17 protein-coding genes and 5 pseudogenes are annotated in these 23,446 nt (G+C 48.3%); all 22 read right to left on the bottom strand.

Annotated features, from left to right (window positions below):
* Positions 1 to 6: 6 nt before the first annotated feature.
* A pseudogene (fliF, locus tag TZ48_RS16815) lies at positions 7 to 941 on the bottom strand (flagellar basal-body MS-ring/collar protein FliF); the annotation flags it as partial.
* A 51-nt stretch (positions 942 to 992) separates the two neighbouring features.
* The gene (gene fliE, locus TZ48_RS16810; protein ID WP_042497023.1) at positions 993 to 1,304 is read right to left on the bottom strand and encodes a flagellar hook-basal body complex protein FliE; all 312 of its coding nucleotides are present in this window, start codon (positions 1,302 to 1,304) and stop codon (positions 993 to 995) included.
* Positions 1,305 to 1,443: 139 nt separating this feature from the next.
* Entirely contained in the window at positions 1,444 to 2,859 is a 1,416-nt protein-coding gene (locus tag TZ48_RS16805; RefSeq protein WP_112480010.1) for a sigma-54-dependent transcriptional regulator, read from the bottom strand.
* Entirely contained in the window at positions 2,859 to 3,929 is a 1,071-nt protein-coding gene (locus TZ48_RS16800; RefSeq protein ID WP_112480011.1) for a sensor histidine kinase, read from the bottom strand. Before TZ48_RS16800 ends, TZ48_RS16805 begins: the two co-directional genes overlap by 1 nt.
* Before the next feature lie 210 nt (positions 3,930 to 4,139).
* Positions 4,140 to 5,602: pseudogene (locus tag TZ48_RS16795) on the bottom strand (sigma-54 dependent transcriptional regulator).
* 214 nt (positions 5,603 to 5,816) lie between these two features.
* Positions 5,817 to 6,227, bottom strand: a complete 411-nt coding sequence (fliS, locus tag TZ48_RS16790) for a flagellar export chaperone FliS (protein ID WP_112461804.1) — start codon at positions 6,225 to 6,227, stop codon at positions 5,817 to 5,819.
* A 10-nt stretch (positions 6,228 to 6,237) separates the two neighbouring features.
* Complete coding sequence (locus TZ48_RS16785) at positions 6,238 to 6,540, bottom strand: flagellar protein FliT (protein ID WP_112480009.1); 303 nt, start codon at positions 6,538 to 6,540, stop codon at positions 6,238 to 6,240.
* A 25-nt stretch (positions 6,541 to 6,565) separates the two neighbouring features.
* Positions 6,566 to 8,526 (bottom strand): annotated as a pseudogene (gene fliD, locus TZ48_RS16780) (flagellar filament capping protein FliD).
* 54 nt (positions 8,527 to 8,580) lie between these two features.
* Positions 8,581 to 9,030 (bottom strand): flagellar protein FlaG, encoded by a 450-nt coding sequence (locus TZ48_RS16775; RefSeq protein WP_112480008.1) that lies wholly within the window; start codon positions 9,028 to 9,030, stop codon positions 8,581 to 8,583.
* A 136-nt stretch (positions 9,031 to 9,166) separates the two neighbouring features.
* The gene (locus tag TZ48_RS16770; protein ID WP_112480007.1) at positions 9,167 to 10,297 is read right to left on the bottom strand and encodes a flagellin; all 1,131 of its coding nucleotides are present in this window, start codon (positions 10,295 to 10,297) and stop codon (positions 9,167 to 9,169) included.
* 285 nt (positions 10,298 to 10,582) lie between these two features.
* Positions 10,583 to 11,716: a flagellin gene (locus tag TZ48_RS16765; protein ID WP_112480006.1), complete on the bottom strand. Its 1,134-nt coding sequence runs from the start codon at positions 11,714 to 11,716 to the stop codon at positions 10,583 to 10,585.
* Positions 11,717 to 12,256: 540 nt separating this feature from the next.
* Positions 12,257 to 13,392 (bottom strand): annotated as a pseudogene (locus TZ48_RS16755) (flagellin).
* A gap of 427 nt (positions 13,393 to 13,819) precedes the next feature.
* Positions 13,820 to 15,013 (bottom strand): flagellar hook-associated protein FlgL, encoded by a 1,194-nt coding sequence (gene flgL, locus TZ48_RS16750; protein ID WP_112480004.1) that lies wholly within the window; start codon positions 15,011 to 15,013, stop codon positions 13,820 to 13,822.
* 13 nt (positions 15,014 to 15,026) lie between these two features.
* Entirely contained in the window at positions 15,027 to 16,901 is a 1,875-nt protein-coding gene (gene flgK / locus TZ48_RS16745; protein WP_112480003.1) for a flagellar hook-associated protein FlgK, read from the bottom strand.
* A 211-nt stretch (positions 16,902 to 17,112) separates the two neighbouring features.
* The gene (flgJ, locus tag TZ48_RS16740) at positions 17,113 to 18,057 is read right to left on the bottom strand and encodes a flagellar assembly peptidoglycan hydrolase FlgJ (protein WP_112480002.1); all 945 of its coding nucleotides are present in this window, start codon (positions 18,055 to 18,057) and stop codon (positions 17,113 to 17,115) included.
* 10 nt (positions 18,058 to 18,067) lie between these two features.
* Positions 18,068 to 19,159, bottom strand: coding sequence for a flagellar basal body P-ring protein FlgI (locus TZ48_RS16735; protein WP_112480001.1), 1,092 nt, complete (start codon positions 19,157 to 19,159; stop codon positions 18,068 to 18,070).
* 70 nt (positions 19,160 to 19,229) lie between these two features.
* Entirely contained in the window at positions 19,230 to 20,003 is a 774-nt protein-coding gene (flgH, locus tag TZ48_RS16730; RefSeq protein ID WP_112480000.1) for a flagellar basal body L-ring protein FlgH, read from the bottom strand.
* Positions 20,004 to 20,018: 15 nt separating this feature from the next.
* Positions 20,019 to 20,807 (bottom strand): flagellar basal-body rod protein FlgG, encoded by a 789-nt coding sequence (gene flgG, locus TZ48_RS16725; RefSeq protein WP_112479999.1) that lies wholly within the window; start codon positions 20,805 to 20,807, stop codon positions 20,019 to 20,021.
* A 23-nt stretch (positions 20,808 to 20,830) separates the two neighbouring features.
* Positions 20,831 to 21,580 (bottom strand): flagellar basal-body rod protein FlgF, encoded by a 750-nt coding sequence (gene flgF, locus TZ48_RS16720; RefSeq protein ID WP_112479998.1) that lies wholly within the window; start codon positions 21,578 to 21,580, stop codon positions 20,831 to 20,833.
* 55 nt (positions 21,581 to 21,635) lie between these two features.
* Positions 21,636 to 21,800: a hypothetical protein gene (locus tag TZ48_RS24465; protein WP_162674630.1), complete on the bottom strand. Its 165-nt coding sequence runs from the start codon at positions 21,798 to 21,800 to the stop codon at positions 21,636 to 21,638.
* Between the two features lie 33 nt (positions 21,801 to 21,833).
* Positions 21,834 to 23,137, bottom strand: a pseudogene (gene flgE, locus TZ48_RS16715) (flagellar hook protein FlgE).
* Between the two features lie 26 nt (positions 23,138 to 23,163).
* Positions 23,164 to 23,446 (bottom strand): FlgD immunoglobulin-like domain containing protein (locus tag TZ48_RS16710; protein WP_275426451.1); only part of this gene is annotated, 283 nt, incomplete at its 5' end.

The following is a 23,446-nucleotide window of genomic DNA, read 5'->3' as shown; positions in this document are numbered from 1 at the left end:
TTAGCGTGTTATTCGCTTCGTGTCGGCTGGCGTATTAGGGTCAAAGCGCTTACGCGTTTGCTCTACAGCGCTAAAATCGAGTTCAATATCAACCTGAGCGGTGTAGTTGCCCAAACCCAAGATTGGGATCAGCACTGAGTCAATTTTCTCACGCAGCGCTTGCTCTTGGTTACGCTCAAGCTCTTGCTCTTTGCGTCTTGCCATTGACGTCGCATCTTGAGAGCCAGAGTTTAGGAGACGGCCATGTTGATCGGTCACGGTAATGCGAGATGCTTCATGCCCGGTACTGCGCTCGCAACCATATCGACCACAGAATCGACTTCTTGCTGTTTAAGAGTCGCACCCATAGCCAGTGTCAAAAACACCGAAGCGGACGCTTCTTGGTTATGACGGACAAACACGCTCTGTTTTGGTAGTGCGAGCAGTATGCGCGCGGTGCGCACTTGCTTCATTTGTTCGATAGCTTTGGCGAGCTGCCTTTCACGGCTAAGTTTCAAACGTTCTTGTTCAAGACGTTGAGACACACCAAAACCCATATCTTGCATCAAGATATCATCGCCAGCGTTCGACGAGCGGTTAAGTCCGGCGCGCACCATATCCAGTTTAAGATTGTTGTATTCACTTGCAGGCACACTTAACGAATTGCCGTTAAGCTTATAAGCCACTTTTTTCTGATCGAGATAGTCAAGAACTGGGATCAGTTCTTCAGTTTCGTAAACCCCAAGAGGACGCATTTCTGGCTCTTTGACCCAGAAAAACAGCATCACAATCAAGGCGACACAGATAGAGATAGACAGCACCAGAACGATTTGTCGTAGCAGATCGAGATCGCCGACGGCCAAATCAAATTTGGAACTGCTTTTTTCATTAATGTCAGGATTTTGACTGTCGGTCGAGATATCCGTGCTGGAGACCATTGCGGTATCCGCACCACTATCCATGACTGCGACGTCGGTTGACTGGTTATCTTGAGCCACTTCTTACTACCTAGATTACACGGGCATGTTCATGAGTTCTTTATAGGCTTCGACGAGCTTATTTCTCACTTGGATGGTTGCTTCGAAAGCGACGCTGGACTTGTTACGAGCGATCATGACATCTGACAATGAGACATCGGCGTCGCCGCGGTCAAAACGGGTTTGCAGATCACCAGAGGTTTTTTGAAGACCATTTACGTTGTTCACTGCTTGGGACAACATGTCGCCAAAGTTGGCTCCCACTTGGTGGGCTGTCGCTGTCGGCTTTGCGTTTGAGGCTTCAAACATCATCGCCTGCATTTCATGGTGTAGTCCGTCAACTTTCATGCTGTACCATCTTCTGTCAATTTATTGACAGTATCCTTTTTAAATTCTGATATTTCTGATTTATGGAAATAAAACAGCAAAAATTATGCCACGCTTGCCCCGATGCTGACCAGCACCGAGGGCAAATAAATTGTGACGTTTAGCTAGGGATCTCAATTCCCGCATCGCGCATTTTGGCGAGCTTGTAGCGTAGCGTGCGAGGGCTGATTCCTAGTTTCTCAGCCATCTCTTTACGACGACCTTCACACTCTTTTAGTGTGTCTAAGATAATCGCAAACTCTTGGTCACGAAGCTCACCGCCGAGCCCTTCACTACTTGCCACAGGGCGCGCCAGCTCGGACGCGGCTTCAGCGACAGGCGCAACGACTGGTGCAGCAACAGAGACAGGGTCTGACACCGCCATTTGCAGGCTTGATGCATCCTGCCAATCTACGCCTTCGAGCAAAATATGCTCCGCAGCAACTTGGCTTTGGTCGCAAAGAATCAGCGCGCGCTGTACCACGTTATCAAGTTCACGTACATTACCAGGCCAAGGGTAGCCTTGCAGTTTTGCCAGAGCTTGCTCAGTAAACTCTGGCACTGGCATACCCAATTTCTTACAGTGACGTTCCGTTAAGTGGCGTGCGAGCGGCGCGATATCACCGGTACGCTCACGCAGTGCAGGCCACGCAATTGGGAACACGTTTAAACGGTAATACAAGTCTTCTCGGAAGTTGCCTTCTTGCACGTACTGTTTAAGGTCACGGTTACTGGTTGCCAGAACGCGAACATCAAGGGCGATACTTTTACGGCTCCCAAGACGCTCTACTTCGCGCTCTTGAAGAACACGCAGCAGTTTGGCTTGCAGGTTAAGATCCATTTCACTGATTTCATCCAGCAAAATAGTGCCGCCCTGCGCCTGTTCAAACTTGCCCGGACACGCTTGGATAGCACCGGTAAAGGCACCCTTTTCGTAACCAAACAGGGTTGCTTCTAGCATGTTGTCTGGGATGGCTGCACAGTTAATCGCTACAAATGGACCATCAGCGCGCAGCGACTTGTTGTGAATGTAACGAGACATCACTTCTTTGCCCGAGCCGCTAGGGCCAAGCACCATTACGCTGGCATCGGTTTTCGCCACTTTTTCAGCGAGCGCCAACAGCTGAATACTTTTCACATCCGCGACCACTGCGTCGCCATTGTCGTCCGACTTAACGGGTGCGTAACGGCTCACCATATTGAGCAGAACTTCAGGCGCAAATGGCTTCGCCATGTAGTCGATAGCCCCTTCTTTCATTGCCGCCACAGCGTCTTCAATGTTGGCATACGCCGTCATGAGAAGAACCGGTAGATTCGGCCAGTGCTGCTTAATATTACGAAGCAGCGCCAAACCACCCATGCCGGCCATTTGAACGTCAGACACCACTATGTCTACAGGTTGCGTTTTTAGTTTCACTAGCGCATCTTCCGCGCAATCCGCTTCAACCCATTCATAGCCAGCAAGCGCCAGCGTATCGACTAATGCTTCGCGAAGACCTCCATCATCCTCAACGATCAATACTTTGCTCTGAGCCATTAGTTATGTCCTTCGTCCGTTACTTCGTGATCCGACGGTGTGTTTGCCAGTGGCAAGCACATGGTAAAACAAGCACCATCATCCTCTTCTGATATTAATTCCAATCGTCCCTCGTGGGCACGACACACCATTTGCACCACAGCAAGTCCAAGACCTGTGCCTTGAGAGCGTGTGGTAAAAAACGGTTCCATGATTTTTTGTTGTAGCTCTTTCGGTACGCCAGGGCCGCTATCTTGTACCGAGATTTTTAGCTCGTTGTTGACCGGTCTAAAGAACACATCGACCTGAGAGCCCTTGCCAGCAATTTGCACCGCGTTGAGCACGAGGTTGCTCAGTGCTGACGCCAGCGCATTCACGTTACCTAATAGCGGTGTCTGTTCTTGTTCGACTTCCAAGCAGTAATCAATTTGATTGCTTTTGAGCGTGGTCTCGACCATCGGCTGATATTCAGCCACCAAATCACCAATAGTAAACGGCTTAATCACCTTGTTGTCGCCACCTTTGGCGAACAGCAGCATGTCGTTAACTTGCTTCTCGAGATCATGCAGCCTATCGACCAATTTGACTTGAAAACGCTCGCGCGTCGCTTGTGGAAGGTTTGGTGCGGCTAAGTTTGAGGCATAGAGCATCGCACTCGATAGCGGTGTGCGAACTTGGTGTGCCAATGAAGCCACCATGCGCCCCAATGACGACAAGCGCTGCAAATCACTGACTCGTGATTGCAGTAAGCGAGTTTCCGTCAAATCGGTAATCAGGATCAGTTGCCCAGTCGATGACGCTGAAATAGCCAAACGAACTTTGCGGCCATTACGCAGCGATACCTCATGCCCGTCATCCTCTTTTGGATCGAATACGACTTGAATAAGGTGAAACCACTTTTGACCCACTAGTGGGATCTCAAGAATACGGTGTGCTTCGGGATTCGCTTCACGCACTACCCCTTGGCTATCGAGCAAAATCACACCTGCGGGCATCGCTTCAATGACTTGCTGATAACGCTCAACTTGCGACTCGAGAGAATCTAAGTGCGAACTGGATTGTGGTTCAGACTGCGAGGTTTCGTTGACCATCTGATTCATGTACGAGGCTTTCCTTCCATTAATACTGCTCGTAGAAATACGTAAGCCCAAAAAAGACTATAGCCCGACAATGCAAAAGGCATGCCGAGCTATATTTGTTATTTTTCAGACACTTAGATGCGTCAATTATTTGTCGTCAATTTTCAAGCGTGAACTGCGTCAAATTTACTCTGTCTGTCGCGAAGAGAAAGCGATGAACAGCTAGCGATGGATAGCGTATTTACGCATTTTCTCAACTAGGGTGGTACGTCGCATACCTAGCATGTCAGCGGCGCGGGCAACGATGCCATCTTGAGCATCCAGTGCTTGGTTGATCATATTGACTTCAAGGTCAGCTAACATCTCTTTCAAATTGACGCCCTCTGGAGGCAGTGACTGAGGCGCGTGCTGTACGTCAAATTCAGGCTCGTCATCAAAAGAAAAGTCATCTGAAAAAATACTATCCAGCGCATCTCGCTCTTGCTCTTCGATGGTCTTGAGTGTGTTCATCTCTGGTTGGAATTCAGGGATATCACTGTAACGATACTTCACCGGAAGATGATTTACGTCGACTAAACTGTTTGGATACAGGATCACCATGCGCTCTACTAGGTTGCGAGTTCGCGAACATTGCCGGGCCAATTGTGCTCCATCAACGAATTAATTGAGCGTGGTGCAAAGCAGATGGGTTGACCACCTTCCGCTTCCATACGCGTGAGAAGCTCTTGAAGTAGCAGTGGAATATCTTCTTTGCGCTCGCGAAGTGATGGCATTTCAATTGGGAACACATTCAAGCGATAGTAGAGATCTTCGCGGAACTGACTCTCTTGAATCATGCTTTCAAGATCGCGGTGAGTTGCCGCTACAATACGAACATTGGCTTTAATCACTGATGTCCCGCCAACGCGTTCAAATACTCGCTCTTGAAGTACACGCAGAAGCTTTACTTGCATTGGCATCGGCATATCGCCAATTTCATCGAGAAACAGCGTACCGCCTTCAGCGAGCTCAAAGCGCCCTTTACGTGCCGTGATGGCGCCTGTAAACGCCCCTTTCTCGTGGCCAAACAGTTCACTTTCCAATAGATCTGGTGGGATCGCACCACAGTTAACCGGTACAAATGGGCCTTTGCGACGACTGGAATGATAGTGAATATTACGCGCGACCACTTCTTTACCCGTACCCGACTCTCCCAAAATCAGCACATTCGCTTCTGAACCAGAGACTTGCTCAATCAGGTGGCGAACCTCTTGGATACCAGAGCTTTGGCCAACAAGGCTGCGAAACAAGGTATTCTTGCGCGTCGCGGATGGAACTTGTACCCCTTTACGCCCCAAAAACTCCCGGCAGTGACGCAAAGCATCGCTGAGCTGCGGGTAATTGAGCGGGAATTCAAGCTCACCAACAAAGCTGGTCAGGGACTCGACGGCGCCCGTAAACTCACTAGTGACAAGAAGTGGGATGTGATTTGACACAGCAAGCTGAGCCAGCAAGGCGTTGGAGAGCGTCGCGCTTTGCAGTGCACCGACGATGCACCCAGACCAGGTCTGAGTCCAATCAATTTGATTGATGTCGTTCGATGAAATTGCAACGCAGTGCTCACCCACAAACTCAAGGATAGTCTGAAGGTTATTGCGCACTTGCGAGTCGTCAGCAATAACAAGAAGTTTAGCTAAGTCTTGCATGTGTCAGGAATAATGCCTTGATAAGTCAACCTATGCATCTACACACAGCCGAAAAAATCGTGCGACAAATGCGCTTTATAAACGCCATAAGAGTTTTATAAAACAGATGCTTAGGTACAAAAAAAGCGCCATTAGGCTAAGAATGGCGTCTATTCTATTGGCATTAATATAAGAAGGCAACTGACACACCGCCAGTTTAAGAGGTTTATTCCGCTTAAATACCTACTTCTTGAGCAGTTAGGTTGTGATAGTTAGCAGGGATTTGATCCCACGCTGACTTGATTTCACGGATGATTTCAATGACGTCATCAATTGGCTGAGGATTGTTTTCATGGTTTGCCTCGGTAATTTGACCGATCATGAATTCGTACAATTGATCTAAGTTTTTAGCGATATCACCACCATCGTCCATAGATAGGCAGCTACGCAGGGCAATAATGATGTCGAGAGCTTTACCAATACGCTCACCTTTTACAGGAATGTTGCCTTGCTCCATCGCCGCTTTTGCTTGGATTAGCCTTTCAATAGCGCCACCCATAAGCATTTGGATAACTTTGTGCGGCGAGGCAGCCGTCAACTGACTGTCTACAGAAACTTTCTTGTACGCTTGCAATGAACCACGCATCACTATCCTCTCAAATAAATTTTTTGTACTGCTGTAAGGAACGTTTACCGTGTCGGTATTTTCTTAACGACTGTCCCAGTTGTTCCGTTTTTGATTCCATCAGCTGCGCGATATGGCGAGTCGACTCGACCACCTGCTGCCACTGAGCACTTTGCTGCAGGTTCGGATTCCTTTTGCAGACATCAATAATGGTTTTGATTAACTGTTCTCTTTTATCGACCAACTGATGAATTTCTTCAGTCTCTGGGTCGATATTTTTTAGCAGAGATAATAAACAGTGATCTAAATCACTTAACTCATTGAAAATAAGCATTTAATTAACTCCGTACTAATAAACATCATGATAAGGCATTCATCATACCAGCAAGCTGCGCTTGCATTTTTCCCGTCGCATCTTGCATCGCAGCGAACTTGTCTTGAGTTCGCTTCTCAATGCCTTCCATACGCCGGTCTAGTGAGGCTTGGTCGTCATTGAGTCGATAGTTTTGTTCCGACAAGCTCTTCTCTCGAGTACGGATAGAACCGGTCATTCCCGTCATGCTATGAATCGCATCTTCGACCTTTTTGGCAAAACCGTTATTACCACCGAAGAAGTCGCCCAATTTACCGAAATTGTTATTGAGCTGTTTATCAAGCATTTGATAATTGATTTCAAGTCGTCCCTCTCGAGTCGTGGTAATACCAAACTCGGTGAGGGATTGCAGATCTTTGGGAGCGCCTTCGACACTGCTTGAAAAGACGCTTTTTAGCCTAGAGTCAGCGCTGCGCACGATACTGTCACCCGCGAGTGGTCCGGCTCTTCCTGTGGTCGGATCAACTTTTGATAAGTCCTGTGAGACTGATAGAACTGGTTATAGGCATTAACGAACTGTTCGATGTCAGCGCGCACGCTATCTCTGTCGTACTCAACGCCGATTTCAGTTGCTCGCTCACCAGGTTTAGTGGTGCCTTTTAAGGTTAAGTCCACACCTTCAATCGCATCTTCAATCACATTGTTGTGGCTTGAGAGTTCCGCTACACCATCAAGAAGAACAACGGAATCTTGCGCAGATTGGACTTCAGACATTCCCATGTAAATTTGCATTGAACGCTGAGCTTCCGCGAGTTCTGATTGGATTGCTTCCACTTTTTCTAGCCGCTCGCGCTCTTCTGGCGACAGTTTTTCGCGCTCTAGCTTTTTAGCCTCTTCTTCCGTCATATCGCCATCGGCCACGGCCTTCGCTATCGCGGCTTTTTCCGCTGCGAGCTCTTCCTCGAGCTTAGCTTGCGCCTCTTCAGGGGTAACGTAAGAGTCGGTTAAGGTACCGGAGGCGGTGTTCGACCAACCTGGTACTTGTTTCGATTTTTCAATCGCTTTTTCATCAAGCTCAGGCTCCGGAGCTTGATAGGAATCCATTAGGGTGCCAGACGCCGTTTCGGTCCAGCCAGGAATGGTATCTTCAGGGCGGCCAGAATTTGCCTCCTGAGGTTTTTCGGGACTGACTTCGCCTTCTTGCGTAGCCTGCTCGGCACTTTGCGCGTCTTCAACCGACTTCTCATCAACCGTTTGGCCGTCTGCGGCTTCTTCACCTTGCTGAGACTCTTGAGCATCACCCACCACTTGCTCTTGTTCGCCGTCTTGCGGTGGCAAGCCAAGTACACTTAGCGCTTCTGCTTGCGCTTTTTCGAGATCGCGTACGCGCTGTTCTATGGTTTTGAACTCAAAACGGTACAGATCATTGCCTGGCTCAGCTTCAACGCCAATCGTGAGCGCCTTCTCCGCACCAGATTGATCGGAGGCAACAATGAGCCTTGGGCCATTGCGGTCTTTAATTATTGAAGCTCGAACACCGGGGTTATCACTGGCGCCATTGATGGCTCTCACCACATCAGTGAGTCTGGAATTTTTACGAAGGGATAAGTCGAACTGCTCGTCGCCAAGGGAAATTTGCAGCTTACCCGGCCCAAATCGCGTGTCATCGGGGATGACGTCTGAGGCAATTTTGTGGCTCTGTGCAAGCTGCAAGACATCGACAGCATATTTGCCAGCGATCGCATCTGTGGTCGCTGTGGCTGTGACAATATTTTCTTCAGTACTGTTTACACTACGCAGTGCAAACGCTTTTTCCTGCCGAAAATTTGCCATCAGGTTTTTCATCGTATCGAGTGATTCTCGGAGCCGTCCATAGGCACTGATACTGGTATCAATTTTTGCGCGTTCAAAATCAATACGTTGCTGCTTTGGTATGCGCTCCGCATCGACGATTTTGCTCACCATGGAATTGATATCCATGCCAGATGACATCCCTATCGGGCCCATTATTCACCAAACTACTTCAAATCTATACCAACCTGAACTCAACTGAGTCAGGCATTACACCAGCATGTCTATGGTTAACGAGCCATGCTGTTCGATGCGGCGTAAAACGTCGAGCAGTTCTTCATCCGGAAACTGGCGAATCACATCCCCTGTTTCCTTGGCATACACCGTGAAAATGTTGCGTCCAGACTCTTCGTCGACACGAAACGATAATCCTGTATTCATGTCGCTCAAAAACTTATCCAGCCGCTCTACCATTTTCTCGCGTTCAGCATCATTAAGCTGCTGTCTTTCGTTGGCAATGCGTTGAATGACTTCGGTAGCTTTCTTGTTAGTCAGCTCCGGCGTCTCGGTTTTATTAACCTCGTCAACCGACTGAGATTTCTCTTTATTCTCAGTCGATACCTGTTGCGAGGCGGCATCTTTAGTATTTTTTGAAGCAAGTTCTGTGCCACTCGATGAGGCAAAAGGCTGAAGGTTCGATGCGTAGGATGAAATGTCCATTCTCGCTCTCCCGTTTCTAACCTCGTATTGTCCAACTCCAACAAAGGTACTTCTTGTTGAGCAATAGCATTGAAATTGGAAGTTGGCGGTAAAGGGATGTTACCGCCAACCAACCTGCCTAAGGTCTACGACGAAATTAGCCTAGAAGGCTAAGTGCCGCCGATGGAGACTGTTTCGCTTGAGCCAGAATCGAAGTACTTGCTTGTTGCAAGATCTGATTCTTAGTCATCGCAGTCGTCTCTTTTGCGTAGTCCGTGTCTTTAATGCGGCTGTTTGACGCATTCACGTTCTCGTTGATGTTGCTGAGGTTGTTGATTGCGTGGTTGAAACGGTTTTGGAAAGCACCAAGTTCAGCACGCTGAGAGTCAACACTCTTTAGCGCGCCATCAAGGACGGCAACCGCTTCTTGAGCGCCAGCTACCGATGTGACGTCGATATCTTTCACCGTCACATCTTGACCTGCGCCGATACTTAGATCTGAAGCTAGAGAGCCGCCAAATGTTACATCGCCCGTGACTTTTTGCGTTGAAGCGTAAAGCTGCAGTTTGCCATCATCACCAACCGATGCTTTCACATCTTCACTTTGACCGTTGATGTAGGTGGCTAGCTGCTCGATGTCATCGCCTTCTTTCGCGCTAATGTCTAGGCTAACCTCTTCGCCTTGCTTATTGGTGTATGACATCGTTAGGTTCGCTTCTGCGCCAACCGCCCAATCTGCACCTTTGCTTTCTGCAGCCGCGTAGCTTTTGCCGCCCATTTCTGCAGTATCTGAACGTAGGTTACCCATAGAAAGCATAACGGCTTCACCAGAGTCGGCACCGATTTGGAAAGATTGAGTACCGTAAGTACCGTTAAGGAGACGGTTACCACCGAAAGAGGTGGTTTCTGCGATACGGTTTAGTTCGTCATTAAGTGCTGTCACTTCTTCTTGAATCGCAACACGCTCAGACTTTGAGTTTGAACCGTTAGCAGATTGAAGCGATAGGTCACGCATACGTTGCAGGATGTTGGTGGTTTCGTTCATCGCACCTTCTGCTGTTTGCGCGATAGAAATACCATCGTTCGCGTTTTTTACCGCCATGTCTAGACCGCGGCTTTGCGAAGTCAAACGGTTAGAAATCTGTAGGCCCGCAGCGTCATCTTTTGCGCTGTTGATTTTATAGCCAGAAGACAAACGCTCCATTGATTTTTGTGTACCTTCCGCAGCGTTGTTTAGGTAACGCTGGGCGGTCATTGCAGACACGTTAGTGTTTACATTAATTGCCATATTGATCTCCTTAGGCATTTAGGGATAGATGGCCGCAGTGTCTCTCACCTCACGTTGGCACATCTGATTTCATTTCTCTCAATCCCTGTAACGGCGATTCATTTAGAAGCTTTAGAAAAAAAATGCGTTTTTTTTGTCGTAAATTCAATTGATTGAATAAATGTGAGCTTGATCGTAATAGGCGGAGCGTATTGTCGGTAGGAAATGGCTGATGCGGTGGCGCCAAAAAGGCAAAAAAAAACCAGAGCCGAGGCTCTGGTCTGTATTTACAATTGGTTAACTGAATTAACCTAGTAGGCTTAGTGCCGCGTTTGGCGCCTGTTTCGCTTGCGCCAAGATTGAACTTGATGCTTGCGATAGGATTTGGTTCTTGGTCATCGCCGTCGTTTCTTTCGCGAAGTCGGTATCTTTGATACGGCTCTTCGACGCGTTCACGTTCTCGTTGATGTTATCCAAGTTGTTGATTGCGTGGTTGAAACGGTTTTGGAATGCACCAAGCTCTGCACGGTGGCTGTCCACGTATTTTAGTGCTGAGTCTAGGATAGCAACCGACTCTTGCGCGCCGCCTACAGAGGTTACGTCAATCGTATCAACCGTTACCGCTTTACCTGCTTGCATGTCTAGGTCACTTGCTAGACCGCCAGAGAAAGCCACAGCGCCGTCAACTTTGTTGTTACCAGCAAAGACTTGTAGCTTACCGTCTTGGTCAACAGACGCTTTTACCATGTCAGTTTGACCGTTGATGTACGTCGCTAGCTGCTCAATATCATCACCCTCTTTTGCGTTGATGGTGATCGTTTGTGCGTCGCCAAAGCTGTCTGTTAGGTCAATCGTTAGGTCGTTAGCACCTGCTGCTACGCTCCAGTCTTTGTCTTTCGCGTTCGCAGCTTGGTAGCTAGTGCCGCCCATTTGTGCGTTGTCAGAGCGCATGTCACGCAGGCTAAGCATCACCGCTTCACCGTTGTCAGCACCGATTTGGAATGACTTAGTGCCGTGCGTACCATTCAGTAGTTTGTTACCACCAAAAGACGTGGTTTCTGCGATACGGTTTAGTTCGTCGTTTAGCGCTGTCACTTCTTCTTGAATCGCAACACGCTCAGCTTTTGAGTTAGAGCCGTTCGCTGATTGAAGTGATAGGTCACGCATACGTTGCAGGATGTTAGTTGTCTCATTCATCGCACCTTCCGCCGTTTGTGCGATAGAGATACCATCGTTAGCGTTACGTACAGCAACATCAAGACCACGGCTTTGTACGTTCAAACGGTTAGAGATTTGTAGACCCGCTGCGTCGTCTTTAGCGCTGTTGATTTTGTGGCCTGAAGACAAACGCTCCATTGACGCTTGTTGAGCTTGGTTCGCGTTGTTTAGGTAACGCTGCGCTGTCATCGCTGATACGTTGGTATTTACATTCACTGCCATGTTGTTTCTCCAATTGATTTTCCGGTGTAGCGGTTTCCGACGTCTCGGAAAACCAAGTAGTTCTCTCAAAGTTAATCTTTTAACGACGCGGCGAAAAAAACCTTTAGGAAAAAACGGAAAAAATTTAAATAAAACATCCGTTTGATTACAAAACGAGCAAACGGCAACAATTTGCCAAAAAAGCGCTAAAGATCGGTAAGTGGCGGCCGAAACAGTCAGATTTTTTCAGTAAAAATTATCGTCGAGAGTACGCAATGTCAGGGGGTGAGAGAACAAGAGGCTATGTGGATAAGCTGATTTCAGGTGACCTAGAAAAGAAAAAGCCCCTTTTCCTTTGAGAGAACTGGGGCTGGGGTGGACGCCATGGCCTGTGCGGAGATCAAGAGAAATGAACACAATCCGGCGTTCCGACATACCTTATGGCCGTATCAGGGCAGGTTGAGAGAGAGAGCCCAACACTTTCACAAGGTATGCTTGCCAAGCAAGAAGACAGTGACGCCACGTCTGGCTAGGTATCTTCTGCTTTATCTGGACGTCTTACTATTGTAGTAGTGACATCGCAGAGTTAGGCAACTGTTTCGCTTGAGCAAGAATCGAAGTCCCTGCCTGTTGCAGGATCTGGTTCTTAGTCATTGCGGTGGTTTCTTTCGCGAAATCGGTATCTTGATGCGGCTGTTTGACGCCTCAACGTTTTCCTGAATGTTCGCTAAGTTGTTAATGCTGTGGCTCAAGCGGTTTTGCTTGGCACCTAAATCTGCACGCTGCGCGTCGACATACTTGAGTGCTGAATCGAGTACTGAAATCGCGTTTTGTGAGCCTGCTACCGTGGTCATATCGATGTCTTGCACCGTCGTTGGCACGCCGGTGTTCGTCAGCCCCAGTTCACTTGCCAAACCACCAGAGATAGTCACATCACCATCTAGGTCTGGTTCTGCGATAAAGATTTGCAGCTCACCGTTGTCACCCACTGACGCACTCACCAAGTCCGACTGACCATTGATGTAGGTCGCTAGCTGTTCGATGTCCTCGCCTGCTTTTGCAGCAATGTCTATCGTGACTTCTTCACCCGCTTTGGTGGTGAACTCAAACTTGAGATCAGCGGCATCTGGTGCTACCGACCAGTTAGAATCTTTGGCATTCTCCGCCGTGAACGTGGTGCCGCCCATACGGAAGTCATCGGCACGGATACTGGTGAGTCCCATAATCATGGCTTCACCAGAGTTGGCACCGATTTGGAACGACGCATCGCCAAACGAGCCGTTCAGCAAGCGGCGACCACCAAATGACGTGGTCTCTGCAATACGGTTGAGTTCCGCTTGCAGTGCCATCGACTCTTCGTTGATAGCTTGACGCTCTGATGGTGAGTTAGTGCCGTTTGAAGACTGAATCGCCAAATCACGCATACGCTGCAGAATATTGGTCGACTCATTCATCGCCCCTTCTGCGGTTTGTGCAATCGAGATACCATCATTAGCATTTCGCATTGCGACGTCCAAACCACGAGACTGCGCGGTTAGGCGGTTAGAGATTTGCAAACCCGCTGCATCGTCTTTGGCGCTGTTAATTTTATGGCCTGATGACAAACGTTCCATCGAGGTGTTTAAGTCATTCGAGGACTTATTGAGATAACGCTGTGCGGTCATCGCCGAAACGTTAGTACTTACTGTAATTGCCATTTTGCTCTCCTAAATGAGTTCGCAAGCGCTTCAAGTTGGATTGCGACGCGGCCAGATAGCCGTTGGCAACGACTGACCGTCTACATCCACCTGATACCCCGTATCAGATGGAGTATCTGTTCAAATTCACTGCCTGAGCCCTGCCAAAACGGCAAAGTTCAGTGGTTCAACTTAGCTAATACAAATCACGTGCCAAGTTTTAAGATACGAATCGACTTTTATTTTAATCATTAACAATCAATAAGTTAGATGCATTAAATTCACCCAATAAATGGTCGAAAGACAACCTATTGATTGAGATGGCAAACTAGCAGGTCACTGCTTTGCCGCTCTCTACTCTGCGACTTCACACAACATCTCATTTACTCGTTTGCGTTCCTGCTCCTAAGGCTTGGCACATAGGCAACCGAGAACACAACGCGCTGAATTATAGATAGTTAAATAAAGTCAAATCTTTGGTCTTACCAAACGCTTGCTGTGATGCTTGCAGCGCTCTCGTATTTTCTTCAAATTCAATCACTGCTTTGGAGTAATCAAGATCCTCAAAGTGGCTTTTCGATCTTGCTAAAGCGAGCTTGTAGTCTTCATTTTGTGATTCTTGTATGTCCAGCGTATTCAACCTTGCACCGATATCCGTTCTGGCTTTGGTCAAATGCAAGAACGCTTGATGGAATTCTTCCGTAAACTGGTGCAGCTTAGCGGTTGCCGACGCATCGGAAACATCGTTGTCTAACCACTTAATCGTTTGATTAAACGTATCAAGCACACTAAATTGTTTTTTTGGTGTGAGTTCAATACTGTCGCCTGCACTGATCTGTCCCTTAACTGTTACAGTGAGATCTTTGTAGACAATGCCAGTGGTCGGCTCATAGTCTTCGACTTGAACAACCTTTCCATTACGCTCCAACTGATACGCAAAGTTATTCTGCCCCATGTCAACAAAGGTCACCTTATATGTACCGTCGTCTCTGGAGTCTTCGTTCTCAGCTCGATTGAGAAGGAGCTCTGATTTATTGGTTAGCGAGTAGTCTGGCTGATAGTCACCGAATGGGTTCTCTATTTCCATAAACAACTTACTACCGGGGTCGCTGGTGATGATCTCCATACTGTTAGAGATACGCATTTTTCGCTGATAGTCATCTCCTACATAGCGAACATCACCGTTGTTATCGCGAAGAAATGGCTGGAATTTCGGCTTGGTGCCCGCAAACACGTAGTTTCCCGATTCATCTTGGCTGTTCGCCAAGGCAATGAAGTTCCTCGCAAGCTCTTCTATTTCACGCGCTTTGGCCTCTCTATCTTGGGCAGATAAGGCACCATTGATCGACTCCATGGTCAATCGCTTTGCTTTATCAGAGAACTGTTCTGTTTCTCTGATCATGACTTCTTGATTCTCTAGTCTATTTCTCGTTAGCACGATGGCATCGTTATACTGCTCCAACTGCTTAGACTGCTGACCCACTTTTTGCAAATAGTGAACCGCGAGCGGATCGTCCGCTGGCTTCTGTAGCTGTTTGCCCGACGCAAGTTGCGCTTGGTTGTGGTGAATTTTGTTTTCCTGACGACGCAGGTCATTCTGAACAGTTTGATAGTTATGAAAACTAGAAATGCGATTCATCATGTTCCATCACCTCCTATCGCAATGCCAAAATGGTATCGAAGGTTTCATTGGCCGCCTGCATCACGCGAGATGAGGCCATGTACGCCTGCTGAAACTTCATCATATTGGCCGCTTCTTCATCGAGATTGACCCCAGAGATAGACGCAACCCGACTTTTAGCGGATTCGTGCTCAAGGTTAGCGACCTCTTGTAATCTCGCCGCTGTAGAGGCCTGCAAACCGACATCAGTATTCAAGTTATGGTAGATATCGACGATTGTAGAGTCGCCACCATTGACGGACTTATCGGTTTGAATGTTAAGCATCTTGCGCAAGTTCCCGTTATCACCCACCGAAACGGTCAGGTTGGCGGTAAACTTATCATTCGGCAAAGCACCGGCGGACAGTTCAAAGGTCGTCCCCATCACGGTGACAGGCTCCTCAGGTGGATAGCACTGAGGTTCAAGAACGACATTTCCTTTTGTATCCGTGACTGCGAATTCCTCACCTGTTGGTGAAACGATCACTTCAAACTCACGTAACTCACCCGCCGCAAGAAGTTTAAAACTCGCCGTACCTAGGGCCTGAGTTGTCGAAGCTTCAAAGCTCTGAGCGGTAATTCGACTTGGATCGGTGGTTTGCATCTCGAGTTGTGCAGCACCATGACGAGTTGGCCGAATTAGAAATCGCTCGCCCGTCTCTGGCTCCTCATTGATCGCCACGAAAAAACCGTCTAGGTAAAACCCTGAGTCCTTCTCTTCAAGCTGGACCGTTTCGCCGGTTGGTTTGGTGACGATATAGTTGTTGCCGTCATAACGAACCGCATACTCGCCGCCCTTCAACTGTTCTGTGTTTGCAATATACACAGCAATATCAGCTTCAGAGTCTTTTGAAATCACAACTCGAGATTTGGCAATGCGGTCACTGTTGGGATCAACGAAGATATCCCGACCGATACGACCATTAAGATCGATACCTTGCCTTTGTAGCTTATTCACTTGATGAGAAAATACCGTAGACAATCTTCCCAACTCGTCCATCAAATAAGGTACATCTTTGTCCCTAAAGTTCAGCATCCCTTCAATTTTGCCGCCAATATCATCAGGCTTGATGGCTTTAATACCCTTACCTTCTATCATCGCCAAGCGTCGTTGGTGAACGTCGGGGTGACCGTCGATCATCTTCAACTGGCTGGCTTCAGTTCCAGAAACGAGGGTATGACCATTACCAATGTGGACGTTAAAGCCTTCTGATTCCGCTCTTGGGGTCACTGTCACTTTGGTATATTCTGACAGCTCCTTGACTAACATCTCGTGCTTATCCATGAGGTCAATATGCGGCCCCGGCATTTTGGTCATCAACCGATGAACATCTCTGATCTCTAATGCCAGCTGGTTGACACGCTCAATACTCATATCGAGTTTCTTATTCGCCGTATCTGCTTGCTCTCGAATAGACTCATGGAAGTTGTTCATGGTTTGACGTATCAGATCAGCTTTCTCAAGCACCACCTTTCGTGCACCGACATCATTCGGCGTATCGGCGAGCGTTTTCACTGAGTTAAACCAATCATTTAGGTTTTCGGGAATCTTTTTCGATGCCACCGATGACAGCATGCCCGATAACAAATCGATGTTCGACAAGCTCTCGTTGCGAAAATTCATCTGGGTGGTGGCCATGTTGAGCTCTTTGACGGCAAACTGATCCCAAGAGCGGCGAACATTTTCCACATGCACACCCATACCGTAGGTTTGCCCACCAAACTGCCTAGGGTCACTGGTACCCTGAACCACAGACTGACGGCTGTAACCCTCTGTATTTGCATTAGAAATGTTATGACCAGTCGTGGTTAACTGTCTCTGAGCTGTGAGTACACTCTGTGTACCTAAGTTCAGAAGATCTGACGCCATATCGCCCCCAAAAACCTCAAAATCGGGCAATAATCATCATGATTTGCCCGTCGTTGATAGTTAAAATGCAACATGCATGCCAAGAGCAATAACTTATTGGAAGTGGATGTTTTTATGGATAAAAATCGACCAGTGAATGGTTATTTTGAAAGTAGAAACAACATCGCCCGGCATAGGTGCCGAGCGATAATTGGTTGAATCGTGATAATAACTAAAGCGCCATATCATCAATCTGTTTTTTAACTCTGAGTACCTTGTCAGCGTAGCTAGGGTCGGTGGCGTAACCCGCCTTATGAATGTCACGAATAAACGACTCAGAGCCTTCGCTGCGATTGAGTGCCGATTGATAGCGCGGGTTTTCATTTAAGAACTTCACATAGTCATTGAAGCTCTCTTCATAGCTTCGATAAGAGCGGAATGCAGCACGCTCTTGCACAGGCACATTTTGGTGGTATTCCAGCGTTTGCGTCGCCACCTTATCACCACCCCAGCTACGATCGGCTTTGATGTTGAATAGGTTGTTACTGCTACCTTGACTGTTGTTGACCACTTTCTGCCCCCAACCCGTTTCCAATGCCGCTTGCGCTAGGAGAAGGGAGGAATCAACACCCAGAGACCTTGCCGCGCGATCGGCATAGGGTTTCAGAGAACTCACAAAACTCTCTGGCGTTCCAAAATCGACTTGCTTGGCGTTGCTTCTTGTACCATCAAGTCCCAATGCTGCCGCCGTACGACGCGCTTTCGCTTCATCGTACTTAGCTTCACGCTCTGGCAAATCAAACGATTCATTACGCACACGAAGTTCATGATTGCTTGCTGCCTGCGCTTCTGGCGCACGCGCCGCACCCAACTGAGCCACAATCATATCGGCGAGACCAAGTGAGCCATTTGCGCTTAGTTCACTCGACATCTGTTCATCGAGCATTTGACGATAAAACTGGCTGTTTTGGTTCATGGATAAGTCCGACTCGAAATGCGTATTCGCATCTCGCATCGACTTAAGCATCATGGTGGTAAAGATGGACTCGAACTGACGCGCCGCCGCTTTCAGCGCTGCGTCATCGTCCCCTTCTTTACCGCTAACGGCTTGCTGACGGAGTTTGTCTAGGCTACCGATATCGTGGATAAACCCGATATCATTGGGATTTTTCATCATGTTAGCGCTCCTAGATTACAATCAGCTGGCCTTCGATAGCGCCCGCTTGTTTAAGCGCTTGCAAAATTGCCATGAGATCCGACGGCGCCGCGCCTACTTCATTCACCGCGCGCACCAAATCATCAAGCGTTAAACCCGGTTCAAACTTAAACATTTTGCCAGAGCCTTCGGTCACTTGAATGTCTGAATTCGGTACCACCACGGTTTCGCCACCCGCGAATGCGTTAGGCTGACTAACACGGAGGTTTTCTTTAATGGCAACCGTCATACCACCGTGGGTCACTGCCGCGGGTTTTAGCTTGACGTGTTTGCCCACAACGATGGTACCCGTGCGAGAATTAACAATGATTTTTGCGCCGCTGTCCGCGGTATCAAATTCCACGTTTTCAACCGCAGATAAGAAAGCAACGCGCTGGCTTAAATCACGTGGCGCACGAACGCGTACCGACGTTGCATCCAATGCGTTCGCCATTTGCGGCCCCAAGAAGTCATTGATGGCATTCGCCATGTTCTGCGCCGTGGTAAAGTCTGACTCTAATAGGTTAAAGGTGATGTAGTCGCCGCGAGAAAATGGGCTGGGTACTTCTCGTTCAACGGTCGCGCCACTTGAGATCATACCAACAACAGGGTTGTTACCCACAATCTTTGAGCCATCAAGACCTTCTGCACTAAAACCACTCACGACCAAGTTACCCTGAGCGACCGCATAAACCTCACCATCCAAACCTTGCATGAAGGTTTGCATCAATGTGCCGCCACGGAGACTTTTTGCCGCGCCGATTGACGATACGGTGACATCAATCTTTTGTCCTGGCTTTGAGAAAGCGGGCAGCTCAGCAGTGACAATCACTGCTGCTACGTTTTTGAACTTAGGCTTGAAACCGATCGGCATTTGAATACCGAATTTTTCCAGCATTGAGCGAAAGCTCTGCTCAGTAAACGGCGTTTTTTCACCGGTACCCGGTAGGCCCGTTACCAGACCATAACCCACCAGTTGGTTACTACGCACACCGGCAACTTCTGACACATCCTTGATGCGTGCCGCTTGTACACTTGCCGCGGCAAAGCACAAACCCAATAGTAAAAACGTAAACTTTTTCATGATGTTACCCTAAAAACAAACAAACCCTCTTAGGAGAGGGTTTGCCGCTTACGATTCGATTAATCCACTCCTATAAGGAGACATTAAAAAATCGTGCCAAGAATCCAGGTTCTTGCATATCTTGTTGGTTTCCGGTGCCAGAATACTGAATTCGTGCGTTAGAAATGCGGTTTGAAGCAATGGTGTTATCAAACTCTATGTCATCTGGGCGGATAGTGCCGCTAAGGCGAATGTACTCATCACCGGTGTTCAATGTTAGCCATTTTTCACCGCGAATCACCAAGTTGCCGTTTGCCAGTACCTCAATGACTTCGACGGTAATCGAACCAGAAATGCTGTTACTTTGGTTTGCCGAGGCATTACCTTTAAAGTTGTTGTCGTTTTTCAGCGCATAAGAGAAATCATAGTCGTTGATCGTCACTGGGCGACCACCGACCTCTAATGGCTCCATGGATGAGTCATTGGCTTTCGACAAGTCCGCATCGGCACTTTTTGCCGCTTTCGTCGCTTCATTCAGCTCGACAGTGATAATGTCGCCTATACCACGTGGTTTAGAATCATCATACCAATCACGCGCATAATTGGTATTAAACAGTGAACCTGTTGCCGCCGCGTAATGTTCTGGTTTGTTCTTTGGATGAATCGGCGCCCAAGCGGGATCGTCTGCAACGGGATCCGTTCGCCCACGCAGCGTATCGACAATGCCGGTAGATTGAGAGCGATCGCCCTCAACAGCATCCACTGCTGTAGTGCTATCAGCGACTTCATCGACGGTTTCTTGCGGCCCAAACTGCGCACAACCAGACAATACAGCCAATAGCGAGATACAAAACAGTTTTTTCATAAGTCAGGCCTCTTACTATAGCTGCTGGTTAGCAAAGCTCATCATCTTGTCGACCGACGAGATCACTTTGGAGTTCATTTCATACACGCGCTGAGCTTCAATCATGTTGACCAGCTCTTCTGTCACGTTCACGTTTGACGTCTCTAACGTCGATTGACGAATTTTGCCAAAGCCATCAAGACCCGGAACGCCTTCGTTTGGATCGCCACTGGCACCCGTTGGCAAGTAAAGGTTTTGACCAATCGGCTCGAGACCGCCTGGGTTAATAAAGTCAACGGTGGTGATGTTACCGACGACTTGGTTATCTTGCTGCCCACGCACACGCACTGACACTTCACCATCCGTACCTACGGTAATCGAAATAGCATCTTCTGGAATGGCAATTTCTGGCTCTAGTGCATAACCCGCGCCCGACGTAACAATAACGCCCTCGTCGTTTAGCGTGAACTGACCATTACGGCTATAACCGATGTTGCCATCCGGCATCAGTACTTGGAAGAAACCATCACCTTCAATCATCATATCTAGGCTGTTGGTGGTGGTTTGTGCATTGCCTGGTGTGTGGATTTTCTGCGTCGCCACCACTTTAGAACCGGCACCCAACATAAGGCCGCTTGGCAGCTCGGTGTTTTGCGATGACTGACCACCAGGCTGGTTAATGTTCTGGTAAAACAGATCTTCAAAAACCGCGCGGCTTTTCTTGTAGCCAACGGTTGAGGCGTTCGCCAAGTTGTTTGAGATGGTTGAAATATTGGTTTGCTGCGCGTCTAAGCCAGTCTTACTTACCCAAAGTGCCGGATGCATATTCTTCCCCTATGTCCTTACCATTAACCCATGCGCAGCAGTGAATCAGACGCTTTGTCCATGTCTTCTGCTGTACTCATGAGTTTCACCTGCATCTCAAACTGACGCTGCAGATCAATTAAACTAGTCATTTCACCAACGGCATTGACGTTACTGCCTTCAACCGCGCCGGTCATCAGTTGCACGGCGGCAGACGCTTCAAAACCAAGCTCTGGATCCTTGCTGCGGAATAAACCGTTGGTGTCTTTGAATAGTGAGCGGTTATCTGTGTTGGTGAGCTTGATACGATCCACCACTTCCATCTCATCCGCTGGTGCGTCTTGAGGGATGACCGATACTGTGCCATCACGGCCAATTTCGATCTTTCTAAGTGGAATGGGTACCGTAATTGGCGTACCACGCTCACCAAGAACGAGATGGCCGTTGCTGTTCGCTAGAAGGCCATTTTGGTCTACACGTAAACTGCCGTTGCGAGTGAGCCCTTCTTTGCCGGTTTTGTCGAGCACAGAAATCCAACCCTGGCCTTCAATCGTGACATCAAGGTCGCGACCAGTGGTCACAACACTGCCTTGCTCAAAGCTATGGCCTGGACGTTCTGTCATGCTAAACACGCGGCTTGGCAACCCTTCACCATACGCTTGCATTGAGCGCGCTTGGGCAAGGTCGGCACGAAAACCAGGTGTGCTTGCGTTAGCAAGGTTGTTCGCTCTTAGTTGCAAAGCTTGCATATTTTGCTTCGCTCCGCTCATGGCGAGATACAGGGCACGATCCATTGATAGCTCCAATATTCAAAGTACTAGAGGGTTAAAGCAATCTCTGTGCCAATAATTATTTTTTATATTTATCAATTAGATATAATGATTTTGTGGGGATAGTTGCCAGATCGGCAAGGGTGGCAGGCGCGGCAATGGCAAAGAAAAACGGCAACGCGGCACCGGGCGGCAAGGCATTGCTGGAAAAACCAACAAACCCGCGTGACAGGCCAATGCCCATCACACGGTCAATCAATTATCGAGTTAGATTCGATTAACGAATTTGCAGGATGTTTTGCTGTAGCTGGTTGTGTACGTCCAATGCACGAGAGTTGGCTTGGAAGTTACGCTGAGCTGAAATCAAGTCCACCAACTCTTGAGTCATATCGATGTTCGATTGCTCAAGGGTGCCGTTATTAACCGTACCAAAAGAGCCTTTGTTAGATTCGCCCCAGATCTTTTCACCGGATGCAGAAGTGGCATCCCACTGAGTGCCGCCTTTCTTATCAAGCCTTGCTCGTTCGCAACGCGAACCAATGCCACACGGCCAAGGTTCACGTTTTTGCCGTTTGAGTAAGTGCCTAGCACATTACCAGACTCATCAAAATCCACTTTGGTCAAAAAGCCTGGCATCGCGCCATCTTCATCCAGCTTAGTGATTTCAAACGGAGCAGCAAATGACGTGTGCGTACCCAGTTTCAGGTTAATTGCCTGTGAAGGATCCGCGTCGTTCAAATCGATACCTGCGGTTGCGAAATCCACCGTTTTCACTGGCGCACCACCGTTCACCTGGTTAAAGGTACCATCATTTTTAAATGTGATGGAGTGCCCCACGTGACCGTTAGCTGCCGTCGTATCACCACCGTCGATGTTCAATGGTTTTTCACCCTGGCCATCGGTTAGCGTGTAGAACGCATTCCAAGTGTTTGGCGTGGCTGGGTTGCTCGATTTTAGGTAGTAGGTGGTCATCTTGTATGACTGACCTTTTGAGTCGGTCACTGTTACCGATGTCGCACGGTCATAAGACGTTTCATCGTTAAAGTTAAACAGTGTCGGATCGTTTTCTTCCGCGCTCGCTGGCAGGTTCGCACCCAGCTCAACATTTTTCGTCGCTTCAGGAACACCATATTCCGCTCGAACTTCAATCGGCTCTGCTTCATAAGAGGTCACTTGGTCGGTTTTTGGGTCGACCTTATAACCGAGCAGGAACTCGTCGTTCGACGTCACAAGCATATTATCTTTGTTTAAGTGAAACGCACCGTTACGCGTCAATTCGTTTTGCTGCGGAGTGAGGCGATCTTTTGCCACGGCAAAGAAGCCTGTGCCGCTGATACGAAGATCCATTGGGTTGTTGGTATAAATACTTGACCCTTCATGGAACTGCTGCGCCACTTTGCTCGCCTGCGCACCGCCACCTGGGGTGGTTTTTGCGTTAGTGAACAAAGAGTTTGAGTACACATCGCCGAATTCCGCACGCGACTCTTTAAAGCCGTATGTGTTGGCGTTGGCAATGTTGTTACTGGTGGTGTTCAGATCTAGCTGTGCCGCAGATAGACCGCTTAAAGATACATATGACATTCCTAATCTCCTAATCTAACCAGCGGTTATGCTTTGCCGACTTCCAGTACTTCTGCGAGTCGAACTGGACTTTCAAAGCCAGCTAGGTTGAGCAGTACGTTTCCATCGCCTTTACCAAGAAGTACGCTGTTGACGTTGGCGTACGTCGACACTTCAAACTCTCGGCTTTCTCCTTCCATCAAGCCAGAGGCTTTCACTCTGTACTTGCCGGCAGGCATTGGATTACCTTGATCATCTTTGCCGTCCCACTCTACGCGTGCATCGCCACCAGGCTGTGCACCCACATCGAAGGTACGAACCAATTGACCC

The organism is Vibrio variabilis, assembly GCF_003263785.1.
Taxonomy (GTDB): Bacteria; Pseudomonadota; Gammaproteobacteria; order Enterobacterales; family Vibrionaceae; genus Vibrio; species Vibrio variabilis.
This window is presented reverse-complemented; position numbering and strand designations above follow the sequence as displayed.